Annotated in this window: 14 protein-coding genes; all 14 read right to left on the reverse strand. The window is 28.6% G+C overall.

The genetic code is table 11. The annotated features are described in order from the left end of the window. Nucleotides 1-136: 136 nt before the first annotated feature. Nucleotides 137-508, reverse strand: coding sequence for a hypothetical protein (locus ABGF45_RS02885; protein WP_209021586.1), 372 nt, complete (start codon nt 506-508; stop codon nt 137-139). A gap of 123 nt (nt 509-631) precedes the next feature. After that, nucleotides 632-1,246, reverse strand: coding sequence for a Fic family protein (locus ABGF45_RS02890; protein WP_209021587.1), 615 nt, complete (start codon nt 1,244-1,246; stop codon nt 632-634). A gap of 210 nt (nt 1,247-1,456) precedes the next feature. Beyond that, on the reverse strand, nt 1,457-1,636 hold the full coding sequence (locus ABGF45_RS02895; protein WP_134710868.1) for a hypothetical protein: 180 nt from the start codon (nt 1,634-1,636) through the stop codon (nt 1,457-1,459). Nucleotides 1,637-2,242: 606 nt separating this feature from the next. Then, nucleotides 2,243-5,002 carry a hypothetical protein gene (locus tag ABGF45_RS02900; RefSeq protein WP_134710867.1) on the reverse strand — a complete coding sequence of 920 codons (2,760 nt, stop codon included), beginning with the start codon at nt 5,000-5,002 and terminating at the stop codon, nt 2,243-2,245. 258 nt (nt 5,003-5,260) lie between these two features. Continuing rightward, nucleotides 5,261-5,473, reverse strand: coding sequence for a helix-turn-helix transcriptional regulator (locus ABGF45_RS02905; RefSeq protein WP_134710866.1), 213 nt, complete (start codon nt 5,471-5,473; stop codon nt 5,261-5,263). A gap of 152 nt (nt 5,474-5,625) precedes the next feature. Next, nucleotides 5,626-5,907, reverse strand: coding sequence for a CD1845 family protein (locus ABGF45_RS02910; RefSeq protein ID WP_134710969.1), 282 nt, complete (start codon nt 5,905-5,907; stop codon nt 5,626-5,628). 6 nt (nt 5,908-5,913) lie between these two features. After that, nucleotides 5,914-6,072 carry a hypothetical protein gene (locus tag ABGF45_RS02915; RefSeq protein WP_019107307.1) on the reverse strand — a complete coding sequence of 53 codons (159 nt, stop codon included), beginning with the start codon at nt 6,070-6,072 and terminating at the stop codon, nt 5,914-5,916. Further along, nucleotides 6,069-7,427 carry a 23S rRNA (uracil(1939)-C(5))-methyltransferase RlmD gene (rlmD, locus tag ABGF45_RS02920; protein WP_134744030.1) on the reverse strand — a complete coding sequence of 453 codons (1,359 nt, stop codon included), beginning with the start codon at nt 7,425-7,427 and terminating at the stop codon, nt 6,069-6,071. Before rlmD ends, ABGF45_RS02915 begins: the two co-directional genes overlap by 4 nt. Nucleotide 7,428: 1 nt before the next feature. Beyond that, the gene (locus ABGF45_RS02925; protein ID WP_134710864.1) at nt 7,429-7,779 is read right to left on the reverse strand and encodes a Spx/MgsR family RNA polymerase-binding regulatory protein; all 351 of its coding nucleotides are present in this window, start codon (nt 7,777-7,779) and stop codon (nt 7,429-7,431) included. Nucleotides 7,780-8,291: 512 nt separating this feature from the next. Then, nucleotides 8,292-8,927, reverse strand: coding sequence for a tRNA (guanosine(46)-N7)-methyltransferase TrmB (gene trmB, locus ABGF45_RS02930; protein ID WP_134744031.1), 636 nt, complete (start codon nt 8,925-8,927; stop codon nt 8,292-8,294). Nucleotides 8,928-9,026: 99 nt separating this feature from the next. Continuing rightward, on the reverse strand, nt 9,027-10,661 hold the full coding sequence (locus ABGF45_RS02935) for an alpha,alpha-phosphotrehalase (protein WP_209021588.1): 1,635 nt from the start codon (nt 10,659-10,661) through the stop codon (nt 9,027-9,029). A 45-nt stretch (nt 10,662-10,706) separates the two neighbouring features. Next, nucleotides 10,707-12,167: a PTS system trehalose-specific EIIBC component gene (gene treP / locus ABGF45_RS02940; RefSeq protein ID WP_408112591.1), complete on the reverse strand. Its 1,461-nt coding sequence runs from the start codon at nt 12,165-12,167 to the stop codon at nt 10,707-10,709. 88 nt (nt 12,168-12,255) lie between these two features. Then, entirely contained in the window at nt 12,256-12,951 is a 696-nt protein-coding gene (locus tag ABGF45_RS02945) for a UTRA domain-containing protein (protein WP_134744034.1), read from the reverse strand. Nucleotides 12,952-13,022: 71 nt separating this feature from the next. Continuing rightward, the gene (gene tkt, locus ABGF45_RS02950; protein WP_134744035.1) at nt 13,023-14,990 is read right to left on the reverse strand and encodes a transketolase; all 1,968 of its coding nucleotides are present in this window, start codon (nt 14,988-14,990) and stop codon (nt 13,023-13,025) included. Nucleotides 14,991-15,257 lie beyond the last annotated feature (267 nt).

Here is a 15,257-nt window from a genome sequence, read left to right on the forward strand (position 1 = left end):
TCAAATTTACTTTTTAAGCGTTTTGTATGCTCTAAACATATAAGAGAACTATTTTAGTAATATCACAAGAAAAAATGGCTGTCCAACTTCTTAAATCATTAGATAAGTATCGAGATTGTTGAACAATTTCTGTTAATTATAGAGCCGTTCCTTCTGAAAGTATATCTACATATGCCTTGTAAACATATTGCCTATACCTTTGTTTCTCTTCAACCAACTTTAATATTTCTAGCTCTACCAAAGATTCAAAAATCTTATTGATTGTTGGTTTACTTAGAGCCAATAAATTTCTGATATATTCAGCTTCTACAAATGGATGTTTCAATAAATAATCATATACAGATAAAAGGTGAGATACATTGCATTTAGTAATGTTGCGTATTTTTTCAGTATCTTTTGCTTTTAACTGAACAATATCTTGAATTGATTTGATAGAATCCTCTGATATTTCACAAATGCCTTCTACAAAAAACTTGACCCATTCTTCAAACTCTCCCTTAAACCGCACATTATTTAATAGTTCATAATACTTGCTCCTGTTTTTCTTAAAGAAATAGCTTAGATATAGAATAGGGTATTCAATGAGCCCTTTCTCCTTCAAATACAAGATTATAAGTAATCTTCCGATTCTTCAATTACCGTCTAAGAATGGGTAAATTGTTTCAAATTGATAATACACTAGGGCAATTTTTATTAAGTCATCAACTATATCTTCTTCATGGATATATTTTTCCAAATCACTCAAACAAATATCCATTTCACCTGGTGCTGGAGGTATAAAGTTTGAAGCTTTTAATGTTGAGCCTGAAGGACCAATCCAGCTTTGGGACTTTCTAAATTCCCCTGGCATTTTCTCTTTCCCTCTAACTTTAGACAATAACACTTTATGTGTTTCTCGAATTAATCTCATACTTAATGGTAAATCTTTGAGTCTATTAAAGGCATAATTTGTAGCTTTAATATAATTTACAATCTCTTCTGTTTCTTTTATTTTTTCATTATTTCTATCTTTTTGAAGTACATCAACTAGATAAGCCTGCGTCCCCTCAATTTGAGAACTTATTACAGCCTCTTTCTGTACATACATAGATACAAATAGGTCAATATCTGGTAAAGTGATAGCCATTCCATCTAATCTACCTAAAAGTAAATATGCTTTCTTAATTAGCCTATTTATATTTGCATCAATATTAATATCAATATCTTGCAAATTATTTGGAACAAAGCATTCATAATCACTTTGCATCCTTATTAGTTTACCTGCTCTATTATTTTCTAATCACATATAAAATTGCTTCTAAGTTAAATATTTTTTACTTAAATCAATTATATGATCTGTAAGTAAAATTTTCAACGATATATTTTACTTACAATTTTATAACTATTCTAAGTAAAGTATATTTTACTTACAGAGTAACTTAATATGGGAGTCGTGAATCTCGACTCCCTTATATAACTAAATTTCGTCTCTATGGTATTTTTCCTTTGATTTTTTTCTATAACTTTCATCCTTGTCTTGTTGCTTTTGGAAATTCTTAATCTGTTCAATGATGCTTTCTTTCTCACCATGTTTTACAGCCTTGTCAATTTCAATAGATAAATCAATTTCATAATCATCATTAAAAGTTTTTACCACATATCTGATGTTATTAATCTCTTCAAATTATACATTTTTATTTAATCGGTTTTGTACATTATTATGTTGACATTAACACAAAGCTCAGATTACCCTATATGAAAATGCCCTTTCAGAACTCAAAAAATCCTATTCCAATCTCCCAGATTCAAAGGATATTTTATCTAAACTTGATAAATTACAAGAAAAAAAGAATACCACTATGCAAGAGTATTCTTCTACAAAATCTACAATGGACTAGCTTTACAAGATACGAAAAAATTATGGAATTTATATGGGTAAGGAGATGGAGAGATAGACTTACTTCATCTCTATCAACTATTTTTTTAATGATATACATCTTAAATATAATTTCTAGAAAACCCTCAACATTTAATTTATGCATATTCAAATACCATTGGATTCTTTCGCAAGATAATAAGTCTAATTCGTATTTTCCAATTTTTTTTATAAACTTTTTTAAGATTATCCTTAAGCCTTTTTAAACCATTTGTTTATATATCATAAAATCTATACTATAGTCATAAAATCCATATCTTGATAATGTTTTCGTACGCCTAGTCCATCCAACTTTAGTAAGAAGCTATAAATAGTAATAAATTTATTCTAGATTGTATCATTATTTATGCTTATTTTCTCTTTGGTTTCATTTGCAGCCTTTCGTATCAAATAATGATTATCTACTAAGCCCTTCTTTATAATATAGTTCTTTTTTGTATTATCTTTAAAATCTAATTCATAGACACCATATATTATTTCAATTTTAATCTGATATATCTCATTATCCATCATTTTAGATAATTGATTTAATGCTAACTCTTTATATTTAGACTTACATAACAATATTATTGTTCTTGTAGCTTGCACTCTTATATCTTTTTCATTATGAGAACTCAAGCCTATTGAATACTGAATAATTGTAGATAAAACACTATCCTCTAATTTGTCAAAGTCTACATTATACAAAAATGATTTTAAAGTTTCAAATGATTTTATAATTTCTGTTTCTGATTTTTGAGAAAATATTGCCATTTTAGAAAGAACATCCGAAAAATCATATTTATTGAAGCATAATTGTAACATCATAAAGCTAAATTCTAAAGTACTTAGAGATGCCTTTTCAAAAAACATGTCCTCGCGTCCGCACAATACTAATTCTTTATCTTCTATTATTGAGTAAAATGTTAAATCCAATTCTTTTTCATAAGGATATTTGTTCTTCAGGTAAATGAATAGTTCAATTGCTCTAATCTTGTCTCCAATAGTCTGTTTTTCTTCTCGCAATGTTCTAACAATAGAAGATAATATTGATTTTATATGTTTTGTATCTAGCTTTAGTTTATCGAACTCTATAATATTTCTAATTGTTTTATAGGGGTCATCAGCATATCCAATTATAGTTCCATTCTTTCCTTGCTCTTTATTACGTTGATTAATTCTTTTAATATACCTATTAATATGCTTGTATGTTTCATCACCTCTGTTATGCTCTATCTCTAGTAAATATTCAGATAAGTAAAAGCTGTTCATACATTCTTCAATAGTAGTATCTAATAATTCAACATCTATCGTTATATTTTTCCTTAATACTATCAAGTAACTTGAAAGTACATTGCAACCTTTTCTTATTTCTTCATTCATTATCATATCAATTATCAATTTAAGTACTTTCTCCTGATTGATAGTAGATATTTTTGAATAATTAATTCTACTTAATACTTTTAATATATTATCGAAATATATCCTGAAGTTTTTTTCTATAAGAGTTATGCATACTTCTATAATTTTATTATTATCTATTCTAGATATATTATATATTAAAAATTCAAAGATATAGCTTGCTATACTTAGAATTCTATTTTCATCTGCAATCCATATATCAACCTCTTTAAATACTTGATATACATATGAAGTGAATAAATCATCACCGAAGTAGTAACCATAATGTTTTAAGATCAATAATTTTGAAATAAACCTCTTATGTGGAACTGGGATTAAATTTATTCCTGAAATCATATTCACAATATCTGTTGCATTTATCGTATCTGTACTTTGATTATAAGCTCTTATAATTTTTTCTAATTCTTTATCTTTTTGTTCCATTAATAATAATTTAATAAGAAAAATGTACATATTATGATCATAATACAAAAAATTTAAGCTTGAAAGTATACTAATCATTCTATCTCTAATTAACAACAGATGTGTTAGAGAACCATAAGTCATTGATAATATAAATGAATTAGACACATCATCAAGAATATCATCCACTCCTTCAAAATGTGTTGTATATGGAGAATCTACCTTCTGAGCCATTAACCTTTTAAGCAGTTTTTGTGATAAACTACCTGTACATCTATCAAGTAATGGATAATATACATTTTCCTGATTTTCTTCCAATAAAGTTTGTGGTTTCATTTCTAACGAATATTGATTATTTATCTCATCTTGCAAGACAATAATATTTCTCCAATCAATTAAAACATCATTGGAAAGCCAGTTTGGTATTTTATCATTATTAATCGATTCATTGTATGCATTTTCTAATTCATTGGCACATTCATCTAATTCATTTGAAAAATATGCTTCTATAGCTCTAACTCTATATGTAATAAAAGACTTCAAGTAAGATTCATGTCTATTACATAACTCATTTGCTAAACTAGAATAATTAATCGGTATATTTGTATTGTGACCTAATAGATTTGAAAACATTATACTAAGCACTTTATCTAATTTAAAATTTAATCTTGAACTTTCTTCTTTTTTTGTATTAAATATTATCTCTTTAGCTACATTTCTCGTCATAGTAAATCCTTGAAAAAGTTCTTTATCAATAATATAGTTATTACTTATAACGTTTATCTCTTCTGTATCTTCATTAATAGCAAAATCAACGAATTGTTCTCTACAATAGTTTCTATAAATATCAACAACATCTCTCATTATTCCAGTATATACTTTTTCAATAAAGTCAGAAAACTCGTGAACTACGTCATATTTTTCTCTAAAGCTATCTCGTATTTCTAATTGTAGTTGTGTAGGTTCCTTTTTATCTTCATCACAGAAAATATATAATGCCCTCTTTTTTAATTCTCTAGCCCGTTTTTGTTCTTTCAAGACAGCATCCGACACATCATCCTTATTATCTATCAAGAACACGCATAAATCCGAGTCATCTAGTTTTGTGATATAACTATCTATTACATGTTGGCTTGATGGCCCTTGCTCTTCAAATATAAATACTTGAACTATATTTGTTTCTGATAATAAAGATTTTAACGCCTTCCTTACCAAAGTATATCTTCCACCACATTTTGAGCTAATAAATACTTTTACTTTATATTCAATGGTACCATCTCTCATCTTTCAATATCCCCTTTAATCTTGCGTATATAACATAATAAATAAGCATATTATTATCTTATCATTGTTCCCTTTATTTATGAATTCGTTCAAAGATTTCCCTTTTGATAAATTATATGTAAGCATAGTGGTATCCCCGCACCATGTAAAGTGAAGTCATCAAAATCATGTTTAATGCATTGACTGATAAGCAACACATTGCCACCCCTATTTAACAAATCATATATAACTCATTTATTCATTTAACCATTCAAGATATTAATTTTCTTTCTTAATACACTCTACTATTTCTTCAATACTACAGTCTAAAGCATTACAAATTCTAAGCAAGACATCAGTAGTTACATTTTGCCCATTCTTCATTTTGTAAAATGTACTTTTACCCACTTTTGCCTTTTCCATCAATTCATTATTTGTCATATCTAAATCAATTAGTTTTTTGAACAATCTTTTATAACTAAAAACCCTCATTCTTATCCTCCGTTCAAGAAACCTAAATTTAATATATTATACCATAAAATACACTTTTTTTCATAAATATGTTCTCTTTAATCGAACTCGTGCAAGAAAAAGACGATAGTTTTTTTCTCTATCGTCTTTGGTAACCATTTTTATAAAATTTTTTAGATTGATTTTATTGCTTCATTGATTCCTTGAAGAAATGCTATAACTGCTGCTCCAACCATCGGTATTCCGTATGGGCTTAACAGGAATCCTAATACCAATGCCTCAATGCCAAGCGATATATCTTTTTGCATAAATGAGCCTATTGCAGCAACTATACACATTAGCATTAAGAAATACAGAATAGTTGTTCCTATGCCGAGCAGGAATGTTAGAAAGGCTGTGAGGATACTAAGTAGCAAGCTGAATGGAAACAAGATTATTTTTATTATCCATCTCATCATTTCTTATTCCTCACTTCCCAATTCACCCTTTGTATCTCCACACACCATATCAATGCAAACATAAACATCAATATAATTTTTTAGGACTTTTTTTCTTCCTCCATCGCCATCTTCATTAAAGACATAATGCTTGTAAAACTGCTTAAAATGCAGGATTTTCACGATTTCACTCTTTGTATCAACGCTATGCACTCCACATGCATAGTCCTCGGAAATTGATCAAAGCATTCTATCTTTTCGATTTTATATCCGCCATCCATAAATAGTTTTAAGTCTTCGACTTGGGTTTGTGGATTGCATGAGATGTAAACAATTGTTGGTGCGTTCATTTGGCAGATTTTTGAGATGGCATCTGCATGGATTCCACTTCTTGGTGGATCTAATACCACGATGTCTGGATTATCAGTTAAATTGTCTATTTCGGCTAATACATCATTTACTCTGAAGTCAAGGTTTGATAAGTTGTTGATTTCTGCATTTTCTTTGGCTTTGATTACTGCTTCTTCAACGATTTCAACTCCGATTACTTTTCTTGCTTTTTTAGCAAAAATTTGTGAAATAGTTCCTGTACCGCAATATAAGTCGTAAACTGTCTTGTTATCTATTTCTCCAGCGAATTCTACCGCTCTATTGTATAAATTTTCTGCACCTTTTGGATTTGGTTGGAAAAATGAAAATGGACTTATATTGAAAATTAATCCATTAATTTTTTCTGTTAAATGCTCTTCTCCCCAAATTTTCGTAATTGTATCGGGCTTGATTGCATCAGAAATTGAATCTGAAATTGTGTGGTAAAATGAAGTTATTTTTCCTTCAATATTCATACTTTGGAAGCCTGAAATGAAGTCATCAAAAATTTCTTGAGTAAGCTTATCAGTTGTTGCTGTTACAAGATTTAGCATGAATGCTTTTTGATAAAATGAATATCTTATTACAAAAAACTTTAAAAATCCATGATGTGAAACTTTATGGTAAAAATCAAATTCATATTTTCTAAAGAAATTTTGTGTGTATTCTCGTATTACTTCAAAATCAGTGTGCGATATTTGACATCCTCCATCTTCAACTATTTCATAAAAACAACCGACTTTATGCATTCCTAATGTCAATGGTCCATGCTTAACCTCATCACCAAATGTATATTCCATTTTGTTTCTGTAGGAAGAAATTATTGGAGATGGATTTATTTTTATATTTTCATTCCAATGAATTTCACTATATAGCTCATTAATCATCTCTTCTTTAATTTCTAACTCTTTTTGATAATCAACATTTTGAAATTTGCATCCACTGCAATTGTTTGGGTTTTCACAGATATTATTGATTTCAAGTGGTGATTTTTCAACTATTTCAATTAGTTTCGCTTTATTAAAACCAGCTTTAAGTTTTCCACCTTTAAGCATAACTGTTTGTCCTAAAATTCCACCTTTAAATCTATATTGTTTTCCATTCTCCCCATATGCGATTGAGTAGTTTGGATAAACCATTTTTGTAATTTTCGCTTTAACTAATGCCATCTTATTCTAATTCCTCTATATATTTTTTAACTTCCGGCCCAACTAAAATTTTATCCTCTTCAAGTAAAATTGGTCTTTTCACAAGCATTCCATTTGTGGATAATATCTCATATTTTTCATCTAAAGTCATATCATTTAATTTATCTTTGATTTTATTTTCTTTGTAAATTGTACCACTCGTATTGAAGAATTTTTTTATATCTAATCCAGATTTTTCGTGCCACAACTTTAACTCTTCTTTTGACGGATTTTCAGTATCAATATTTCTGTATTTGTACTGAATATTTTTTTCTTTTAACATTTTTTCAACAGCCTTACAAGTGCTGCATTTTTTATAGCAAATAAGTTTCATTTTATTCTCCTGTCTTGTTTTATTCTATTATATCAAAATTAAATTTTTATGTCGCTGTTATAAAATGTTACTTATAAAAATATGGGATGTTGCAATAATAATTAGTTATTTGCAACATCCTCTTTTATTTATATTTCCAATTCATATATATGTTTTATTAATAAGAATTGCTGTTATTACCTTGATTTTTCATTTCTTTTTATGATTTTCACTTTTAGAATGGTATAAATTTTATTACTCAATCCATTCCATTGTAAGTTTAGTTCTTTTGAATGGTATAAAATCCCTTATTAAAATCTATTCTTTTTTTATTAATGTTAAATTGAATAGTATAAATCTTATTTTCTTATCAATTCCTTTTTCTATTATTTAGTTTGGAATGGTACTTTTATATATTTTTAATCCATTTTTTTTGCTATTAAATTGAATGGTATATCTAAAATTACAATGTAAAAAGACTATTACAAAATAACATTTTTAATTATTTGCAACAGCCCTTATTTTTTCTATAATCACACAGATTTTACTCTTGCATAACAAATAGGAACTCCCATTCCTCTCCATTTGCTTTCATATTCTGTAACAATATTATCCGGCTTATCTTCTAATTTCAAATCAAATGAATATTCTAAAATTTCAAACCCTGATTCCTTAAAATATTCCAAACTGTCCTCAAAAAATGGTCTATCATCTGTCTTAAATTCTATTTCCCCACCATTTTTAAGGATTTCCTTATATATTTTCAAATGTCTTGGATGGGTAAGTCTTCTCTTATGTTGCTTCTTCTTTGGCCATGGATTTGAAAAATTAATATATATTTTTGAAATTTCATCTTCATTAAAATGGTCGCCTAAATATTCAGCAAATCCTCTAATTGCTCTGATATTTTTAAGACTACGTTCTAAAAATAATCTTCCCGCATAAACTAAAATATTTGCATCCATTTCTATTGCAACATAGTTAATATCTGGATTTTGTTCCGCTAATGTTGCTACAAATCCCCCTCTTCCAGCTCCAATTTCCAAATGAATAGGATTGTTATTTTCAAAAATTTCATTCCATCTTCCATTATTATTTTTTGGATCAAAATATACTAAATCATTTTCTTGCAATTCTGGTATTGCAAATTTCTTAAACCTTATTCTCATAATTCCTCTTTTATTGTTATTTACTTATATTAGTATATCAAAAACATAATATTTTATAAATGTAAAAAAGATGACTTCAAAAAGAAATCATCTCTTTTATTATTTTTTCAAAACCACTGCCTGATATGGTCTTAAATTTTCAATATCAAAATTATCATAATTATTTATTAAAATTTCACCATCTTTGTATTTTTCTATTATCTCTTTTGAGATATCTAGATTTTTTGAAAAATCTTTAAAATTCAATATTACTAAAATTTCTTCATTTTCTGATATTCTCTCAAAAACATAGCTTTGATAAATAGAATTAACTTTCTTGTATCTTCCTTCAGAAATTGCCTTAAAATTTTTTCTTAATTTAATTAATTTTTGATAATACTTAAAAATTGATTTTTCAACTTTTTTATCTTTATCATAATAATTACTTACATTTCCAAAACCAAGCCATGGTTTAGTTTCAGAAAATCCGTAATTAACAGAATTTTCTTCCCATGCTATTGGTGTTCTGCCATTATCTCTTGATCTTTCTGAAATAACATGAAGAGCTTCTTTTTCTGACATTCCTTCTTCTAGAAGAATATTAAAATAGTTTTTGCTTTCAACATCAAGATATTCATCAATTGTTGAATATCTTGGATTTGTAGTCCCTATTTCTTCACCTTGATAAATGTATGGAGTCCCTCTCATCATATGAGTAAGTGTACCCAACAACGTTGCTGATTCATAGTGATAATTTTTATCATCACAAAATCTTGAAATCGCTCTTGGTTGATCGTGATTATTGAAAAACCAGGCTGACCAACCACCTTTTTCTTGCATCTCTGTTTGCCATCTATCAAATAATCCAAATAAATCATCCCATCTAATTCCATCAAGAATCCACTTTTCCTTACCATTTTTATAGTCAACCTTTAGATGATGGAAATTAAATACCATTGAAAGCTCTTTTTCATTAGGATTTGAATACAAAATACAATTTTCAAGACTTGTTGAACTCATCTCTCCAACAGTAATTAAATCCCTAAATTCACCTTTTTTAGATAATTCTTTCAAATATTTATGAATGTTAGGCCCATCAGTATAAAATCCTCTACCATCTCCCTCAAAATCATTTTCAAATTTTTCAGGTTTAGAAATCAAATTAACCACATCAAGTCTAAATCCTGCTACGCCCTTATCTTTCCAAAATTTCACTACATCAAAAATCTCTTCTCTAACTTCAGGATTATCCCAATTTAAATCAGCTTGTTCAACATGAAATAGATGTAAATACCATTTATCTAATTTTTCTACATATTTCCACGCACTTCCTCCAAATTTTGAAAGCCAATTTGTAGGTTCTTTTCCATCTTTGGAATCCTTAAATATATAGTAATTTTGATATTTTTCATCACCTGAAAGAGCTTTTTGAAACCATTCATGCTGTGTTGATGTGTGATTAAACACCATATCAACCATAATATCAATATTTAATGATTTTGCTTTTTTCATCATATTATCAAAATCCTCAAAATTGCCAAACATAGGATCTATTGATTTATAATCTGCAACATCATATCCATTATCGTATTGTGGTGAATTAAAAAAAGGTGTAATCCAAACAATATCAACTCCTAATTCTGCTAATTGAGGAAGTCTTTGAGTTATACCATTCAAATCTCCAATTCCATCTCCATTAGAATCTTGAAATGATTTTATATATATTTGATAAACTACCTTATCCTTAAAATTCATTATATCTCCTTTATCAAATAAAGGGAGTTAAACACTCCCTTAAATTTACTTATTCTTTACTCTTTTTGAAAATATTACAGTTAAAACAACTGGAACTATTATAGCTATAAGCATTGCAATGATGAATGTTGGCCATTTTGTTACTGGGAATGATAATATTCCTGGTATACCACCAACCCCTATTGCCAACGCTCCCGTATTAGTTACTACTGAGAATAATCCCGCAATTGATGATCCGATCATAGCTGCTAAGAATGAGTATCTTAACTTAATGTTTACCCCAAACATAGCTGGTTCTGTAACTCCTAGCCATGCTAAAATCCACGCCGGAATAGCTACTTCTTTGAATTTTTCATTTCTCCTATTTAAAAATACTGTTGCTGCTACTGCTGCACCTTGAGCTATATTTGATAGAGCAATCATTGGCCATAATAATGTTGTACCTTGCTGTGTAGCTGTTGTAGTTTCATTTATTAATGTCAAGTCTATAGCATTTGTCATATGATGCAAACCTGTTATTACTAATGGTGAATAGAAGAATCCAAATACTGCTGCAAATAACCAATTTAAGGATGATGTTAATCCTGTATAAACAACTGATGATATTGCCTTACCAATTTGCCAACCAATAGGCCCTAATACCAAGTGTGCTAAAACTATTGAAATTAATAGTGAAAAGAATGGTACAAATATCATTTGAACTACATCTGGAATGATTTTCTTAAAGAATTTTTCTAAATAAGCTAATGCAAAACCTGCTAACATAGCTGGTATTACTTGTGCTTGATAACCAATCATATTTACTTGAGCAAATCCAAAATCCCAAAATGGTACTTTGCCTTCAGCTAGAGCTCCTGCTGCACCATATGCATTTAATAGTTGAGGTGATACTAATGTAATACCTAAAACTATACCTAAAATTTGTGTAGTTCCCATTTTTCTTGTAACTGACCATGTTATACCTACTGGTAAAAAATGAAAAATAGCTTCACCTGGTAACCATAAGAAATGATTTACACCATTCCAAAATACAGACATATTTGTTATTGTCTTTGTTCCGTTTACTAAGTCAAATGCTCCTGAATCAGTAAACATTTTAACCCCTTCAAGTATATTTCTAAAACCTAAAATCAAACCTCCAACAACAATTGCCGGAATAATTGGTGCAAAAATTTCTGCTAAGTTAGTCATTAATCTTTGTAAAAATGATTGATTTGATTTAGCATCAGCTTTAACTTGTTCTTTAGTTACTCCTTCAACTCCTGAAACCTTTGTAAAGTCATTATAAAATAGGTCTACTTCATTTCCAATTATAACTTGAAATTGTCCTGCTTGTGTAAAGCTTCCCTTCACTGATTTTAACTCTTCAATTTTACTTACATCTGCTTTAGATTCATCAATTAATACAAATCTCATTCTTGTAACACAATGACTAACTGATTTTATATTTTCTTTTCCACCTATATATTCCAATAATTTTTTAGAATCTTCACTATACTTTCCCATATTCCCCTCCTTTAACATGTACGTACTAGTATGTTAACTGAATAATATCACAATGAGAAGGTTTTAGCAATATGAAATCCTTTGTATTTTATCTTTCTGCATAGGCTTCAAATCTAAATTTATCATGTTTATGTTTTGATATAGTTGTTTGAAATATATAATTGTCTTTAGTAAATGTAGTAGACATAACGTTTACGAGTAAATAATCCTCATCTATCCCTAACAATTTCATATCTTCACTTGTAGGTTTTTGTACTGTCACGATTTTTTTTGAGTAACCGATTTCAACACCTAAATTTGTTTCAATAAATTTATAAATACTATCTTCACAAATTTTTTTATTTAATCCCTTAATTAAATTAGCATCAAAATAATCAATATCAATAACTACATCTTCTCCATCTATATTTCTAACTCTTTTAACTTCTACATTCTTACTAAAATATTTTGTAAATTCTTCCTTATCTTTTACGTCATAACTTATTGATATTAATTTTGTTTTAACTTTCAAATTATTTTTTTTACTCAATTCTTTTAGTGTTTCAATTTTTGATGTTGGGAATGTATATATATTTCTTTCTTTAACTCTTGCCTGTTTTCCTCTAGTTTTTTCAATATAATTATTATTTTCTAATAATGATGTCGCTTTTCTAACAGTATCTCTCGAACATTTATATTTCATTCTAAGCTGAGATTCTGACATTATCAAATCTCCTGTATTTAATATACCATCATCTATTTGTTTCTTTATATTTTTATATATCGTCTTATAAAGTGGTGTCATATTTTCTCCTATACAAATAAAAAATTGAGCAACACTAAGCTGCTCAAAATTTCCATATTTATTTAATTATATTAGAATTTTTCAGCAATTTTTTCTAAAACTTTATCAACTGTAAATCCAAAATATTCAAATGCTTCTTCAGCCGGGGCTGATTTACCAAATGTTGACATACCAACAAATAGTCCATCCAATCCAATGTATTTATACCATCCCATTTCAGAAGATGCTTCTATTGCAACTCTCTTTGTAATGTGTTTTGGAAATACTGATTCTTTATATTCTGCACTTTGTTCTTCAAACAATTCAAATGATGGCATTGAAACAACTCTTACAGATTTTCCATTTTCAAATAATTTTTCTGCAGTTTCATAAGCCAATTGCACTTCAGACCCTGTTGCCATTAAAATTATTTCAGGATTTTGTCCAAAGTCTTTTAATACATAAGCCCCTTTGAATAGCTTGCTTCCCGTACCTTCAAGATTTGGTAATGTTTGTCTTGATAAAATTAATGAAATTGGTTTTGTATTATTTTTAATTGAATAAGCCCATGCTGCTGCTGTTTCTCTTGCATCAGCAGGTCTAATATTTACCATGTTAGGTATAGCTCTTAACATTGGCAATTGATCTACTGCTTGATGTGTAGGTCCATCTTCTCCAAGTCCGATACTATCATGAGTAAATATATAAATTACTTTTTGTTTCATTAATGCTGAAAGTCTGATTGCGGGTTTCATATAGTCTGCAAATGACAAAAATGTACCCGTATATGATTGCAAACCACCATGTAATTGAATACCATTTGCAATAGCAGCCATTGCATGCTCTCTTATACCGAAATGTAAATTTGCCCCTTCAGGAGTTTCTTTTGAAAAATCTCCATATTCTTCCATTCTTGTATTATTTGAACCAGCTAAATCTGCCGAACCACCAAATAAATTATTCACATGTTTTGCAATTCTATTTAATGCAACTCCTGATGAAGCTCTTGTAGCTAAAGCTTTATCAAATGCATAATATTCTTCACTTTCTAAGAATGAAAAATCATAATTATTATTAATCGCTTTCATTAAATCTTCATATTTTTCACTATATTTCGTCTTATATTCTGATACCAATAAATTCCAATCTTCTTCATATTTTGAAAGCTCTTCTTTTTTGTTATTCAAATATTCTCTTACATCATCAGCAACAAAGAATTCTTCTTTACAATCGTATCCTAAAGTTTTCTTCATTTCTTGAATGTCATCTTTATTCAATGGATTTCCATGAACTGCTGGTGTTCCTTGTTTACTTGAACCATAACCGATTGTAGTATGAATTTCTATCAATGTTGGTCTGTCTTCATCTTTTTTAGCTTCTTCTAAAGCTTTTCTAATAGCTTCTAAATCTGTACCATCTTCAACATCGATTACTTGCCATCCTAATGCTTCATATCTCTTTGCAACATTTTCTCTAAATGCTAAATCAGTTGTCCCTTCAATTGTAATTCTATTCGAATCATATAAAACTATCAATTTACCTAATCCAAGTGTACCGGCTAATGAACAAGCTTCATTTGAAATCCCCTCCATTAAACAACCATCTCCAGCAATTGTATATGTATAATGGTCAATAACTTTAATATCTTCAGTGTTATATTTTGCTGCTAAATGTTTTTCTGCCATAGCAAATCCAACAGCCATTGAAATTCCTTGCCCCAATGGTCCAGTAGTAACTTCTACTCCATCAGTGTCCCCGAATTCCGGATGACCCGGCGTATTTGAATTTAATTGTCTAAATTCTTTTAAATCATCCATTGATAATTTATATCCATATAAATGTAATAAAGAATATTGCAATGCTGATCCGTGTCCAGCAGATAAGATAAATCTATCTCTATCAAACCAACCGGAATTTTCCGGATTATGTTTCATTACATCATTAAATAATGTAACAGCCATTGGAGCCGCCCCTATTGGCATCCCTTGGTGTCCTGAATTTGCTTTTAATACCATCTCAGCTGATAACGCTCTAACTGTATTTACAATTTTATTTTTCATTAAAATTCCTTTCAAAAATTACTTTCAAAAATTACTTTTCATTTTCATTATATAACAAAAAATCATTGTTTTAAATAAAAGTAAAATTATATATACAATAAAATAGAGATAATATTTCTATACATTGTTATTTTTACAATAGTAATGTTGGATAAAAAAGATTGAACATTTAACAATTATATATTATTTTTCTTTTCATACTTATAAACAATGGGCTGTTGCAAAATAAATTTTTTAGTTATTCACAACAGCCCCTTATTTATAGTG

Origin of the sequence: Helcococcus sp. KG196, from assembly GCF_046035495.1 — a bacterium.
GTDB lineage: Bacteria > Bacillota > Clostridia > Tissierellales > Peptoniphilaceae > Helcococcus > Helcococcus ovis.

Coding starts and splice junctions, on each gene's coding strand:
- trmB (WP_134744031.1), bottom strand. CDS start 8,927: ATGAGAATAAGGTTTAAGAAATTTGCAATACCAGAATTGCAAGAAAAT.
- treP (WP_408112591.1), bottom strand. CDS start 12,167: ATGGGAAAGTATAGTGAAGATTCTAAAAAATTATTGGAATATATAGGT.
- ABGF45_RS02945 (WP_134744034.1), bottom strand. CDS start 12,951: ATGACACCACTTTATAAGACGATATATAAAAATATAAAGAAACAAATA.
- ABGF45_RS02925 (WP_134710864.1), bottom strand. CDS start 7,779: ATGAAACTTATTTGCTATAAAAAATGCAGCACTTGTAAGGCTGTTGAA.
- ABGF45_RS02890 (WP_209021587.1), bottom strand. CDS start 1,246: ATGCAAAGTGATTATGAATGCTTTGTTCCAAATAATTTGCAAGATATT.
- ABGF45_RS02905 (WP_134710866.1), bottom strand. CDS start 5,473: ATGAGGGTTTTTAGTTATAAAAGATTGTTCAAAAAACTAATTGATTTA.
- rlmD (WP_134744030.1), bottom strand. CDS start 7,427: ATGGCATTAGTTAAAGCGAAAATTACAAAAATGGTTTATCCAAACTAC.
- ABGF45_RS02935 (WP_209021588.1), bottom strand. CDS start 10,661: ATGAATTTTAAGGATAAGGTAGTTTATCAAATATATATAAAATCATTT.
- ABGF45_RS02900 (WP_134710867.1), bottom strand. CDS start 5,002: ATGAGAGATGGTACCATTGAATATAAAGTAAAAGTATTTATTAGCTCA.
- tkt (WP_134744035.1), bottom strand. CDS start 14,990: ATGAAAAATAAAATTGTAAATACAGTTAGAGCGTTATCAGCTGAGATG.
- ABGF45_RS02910 (WP_134710969.1), bottom strand. CDS start 5,907: ATGAGATGGATAATAAAAATAATCTTGTTTCCATTCAGCTTGCTACTT.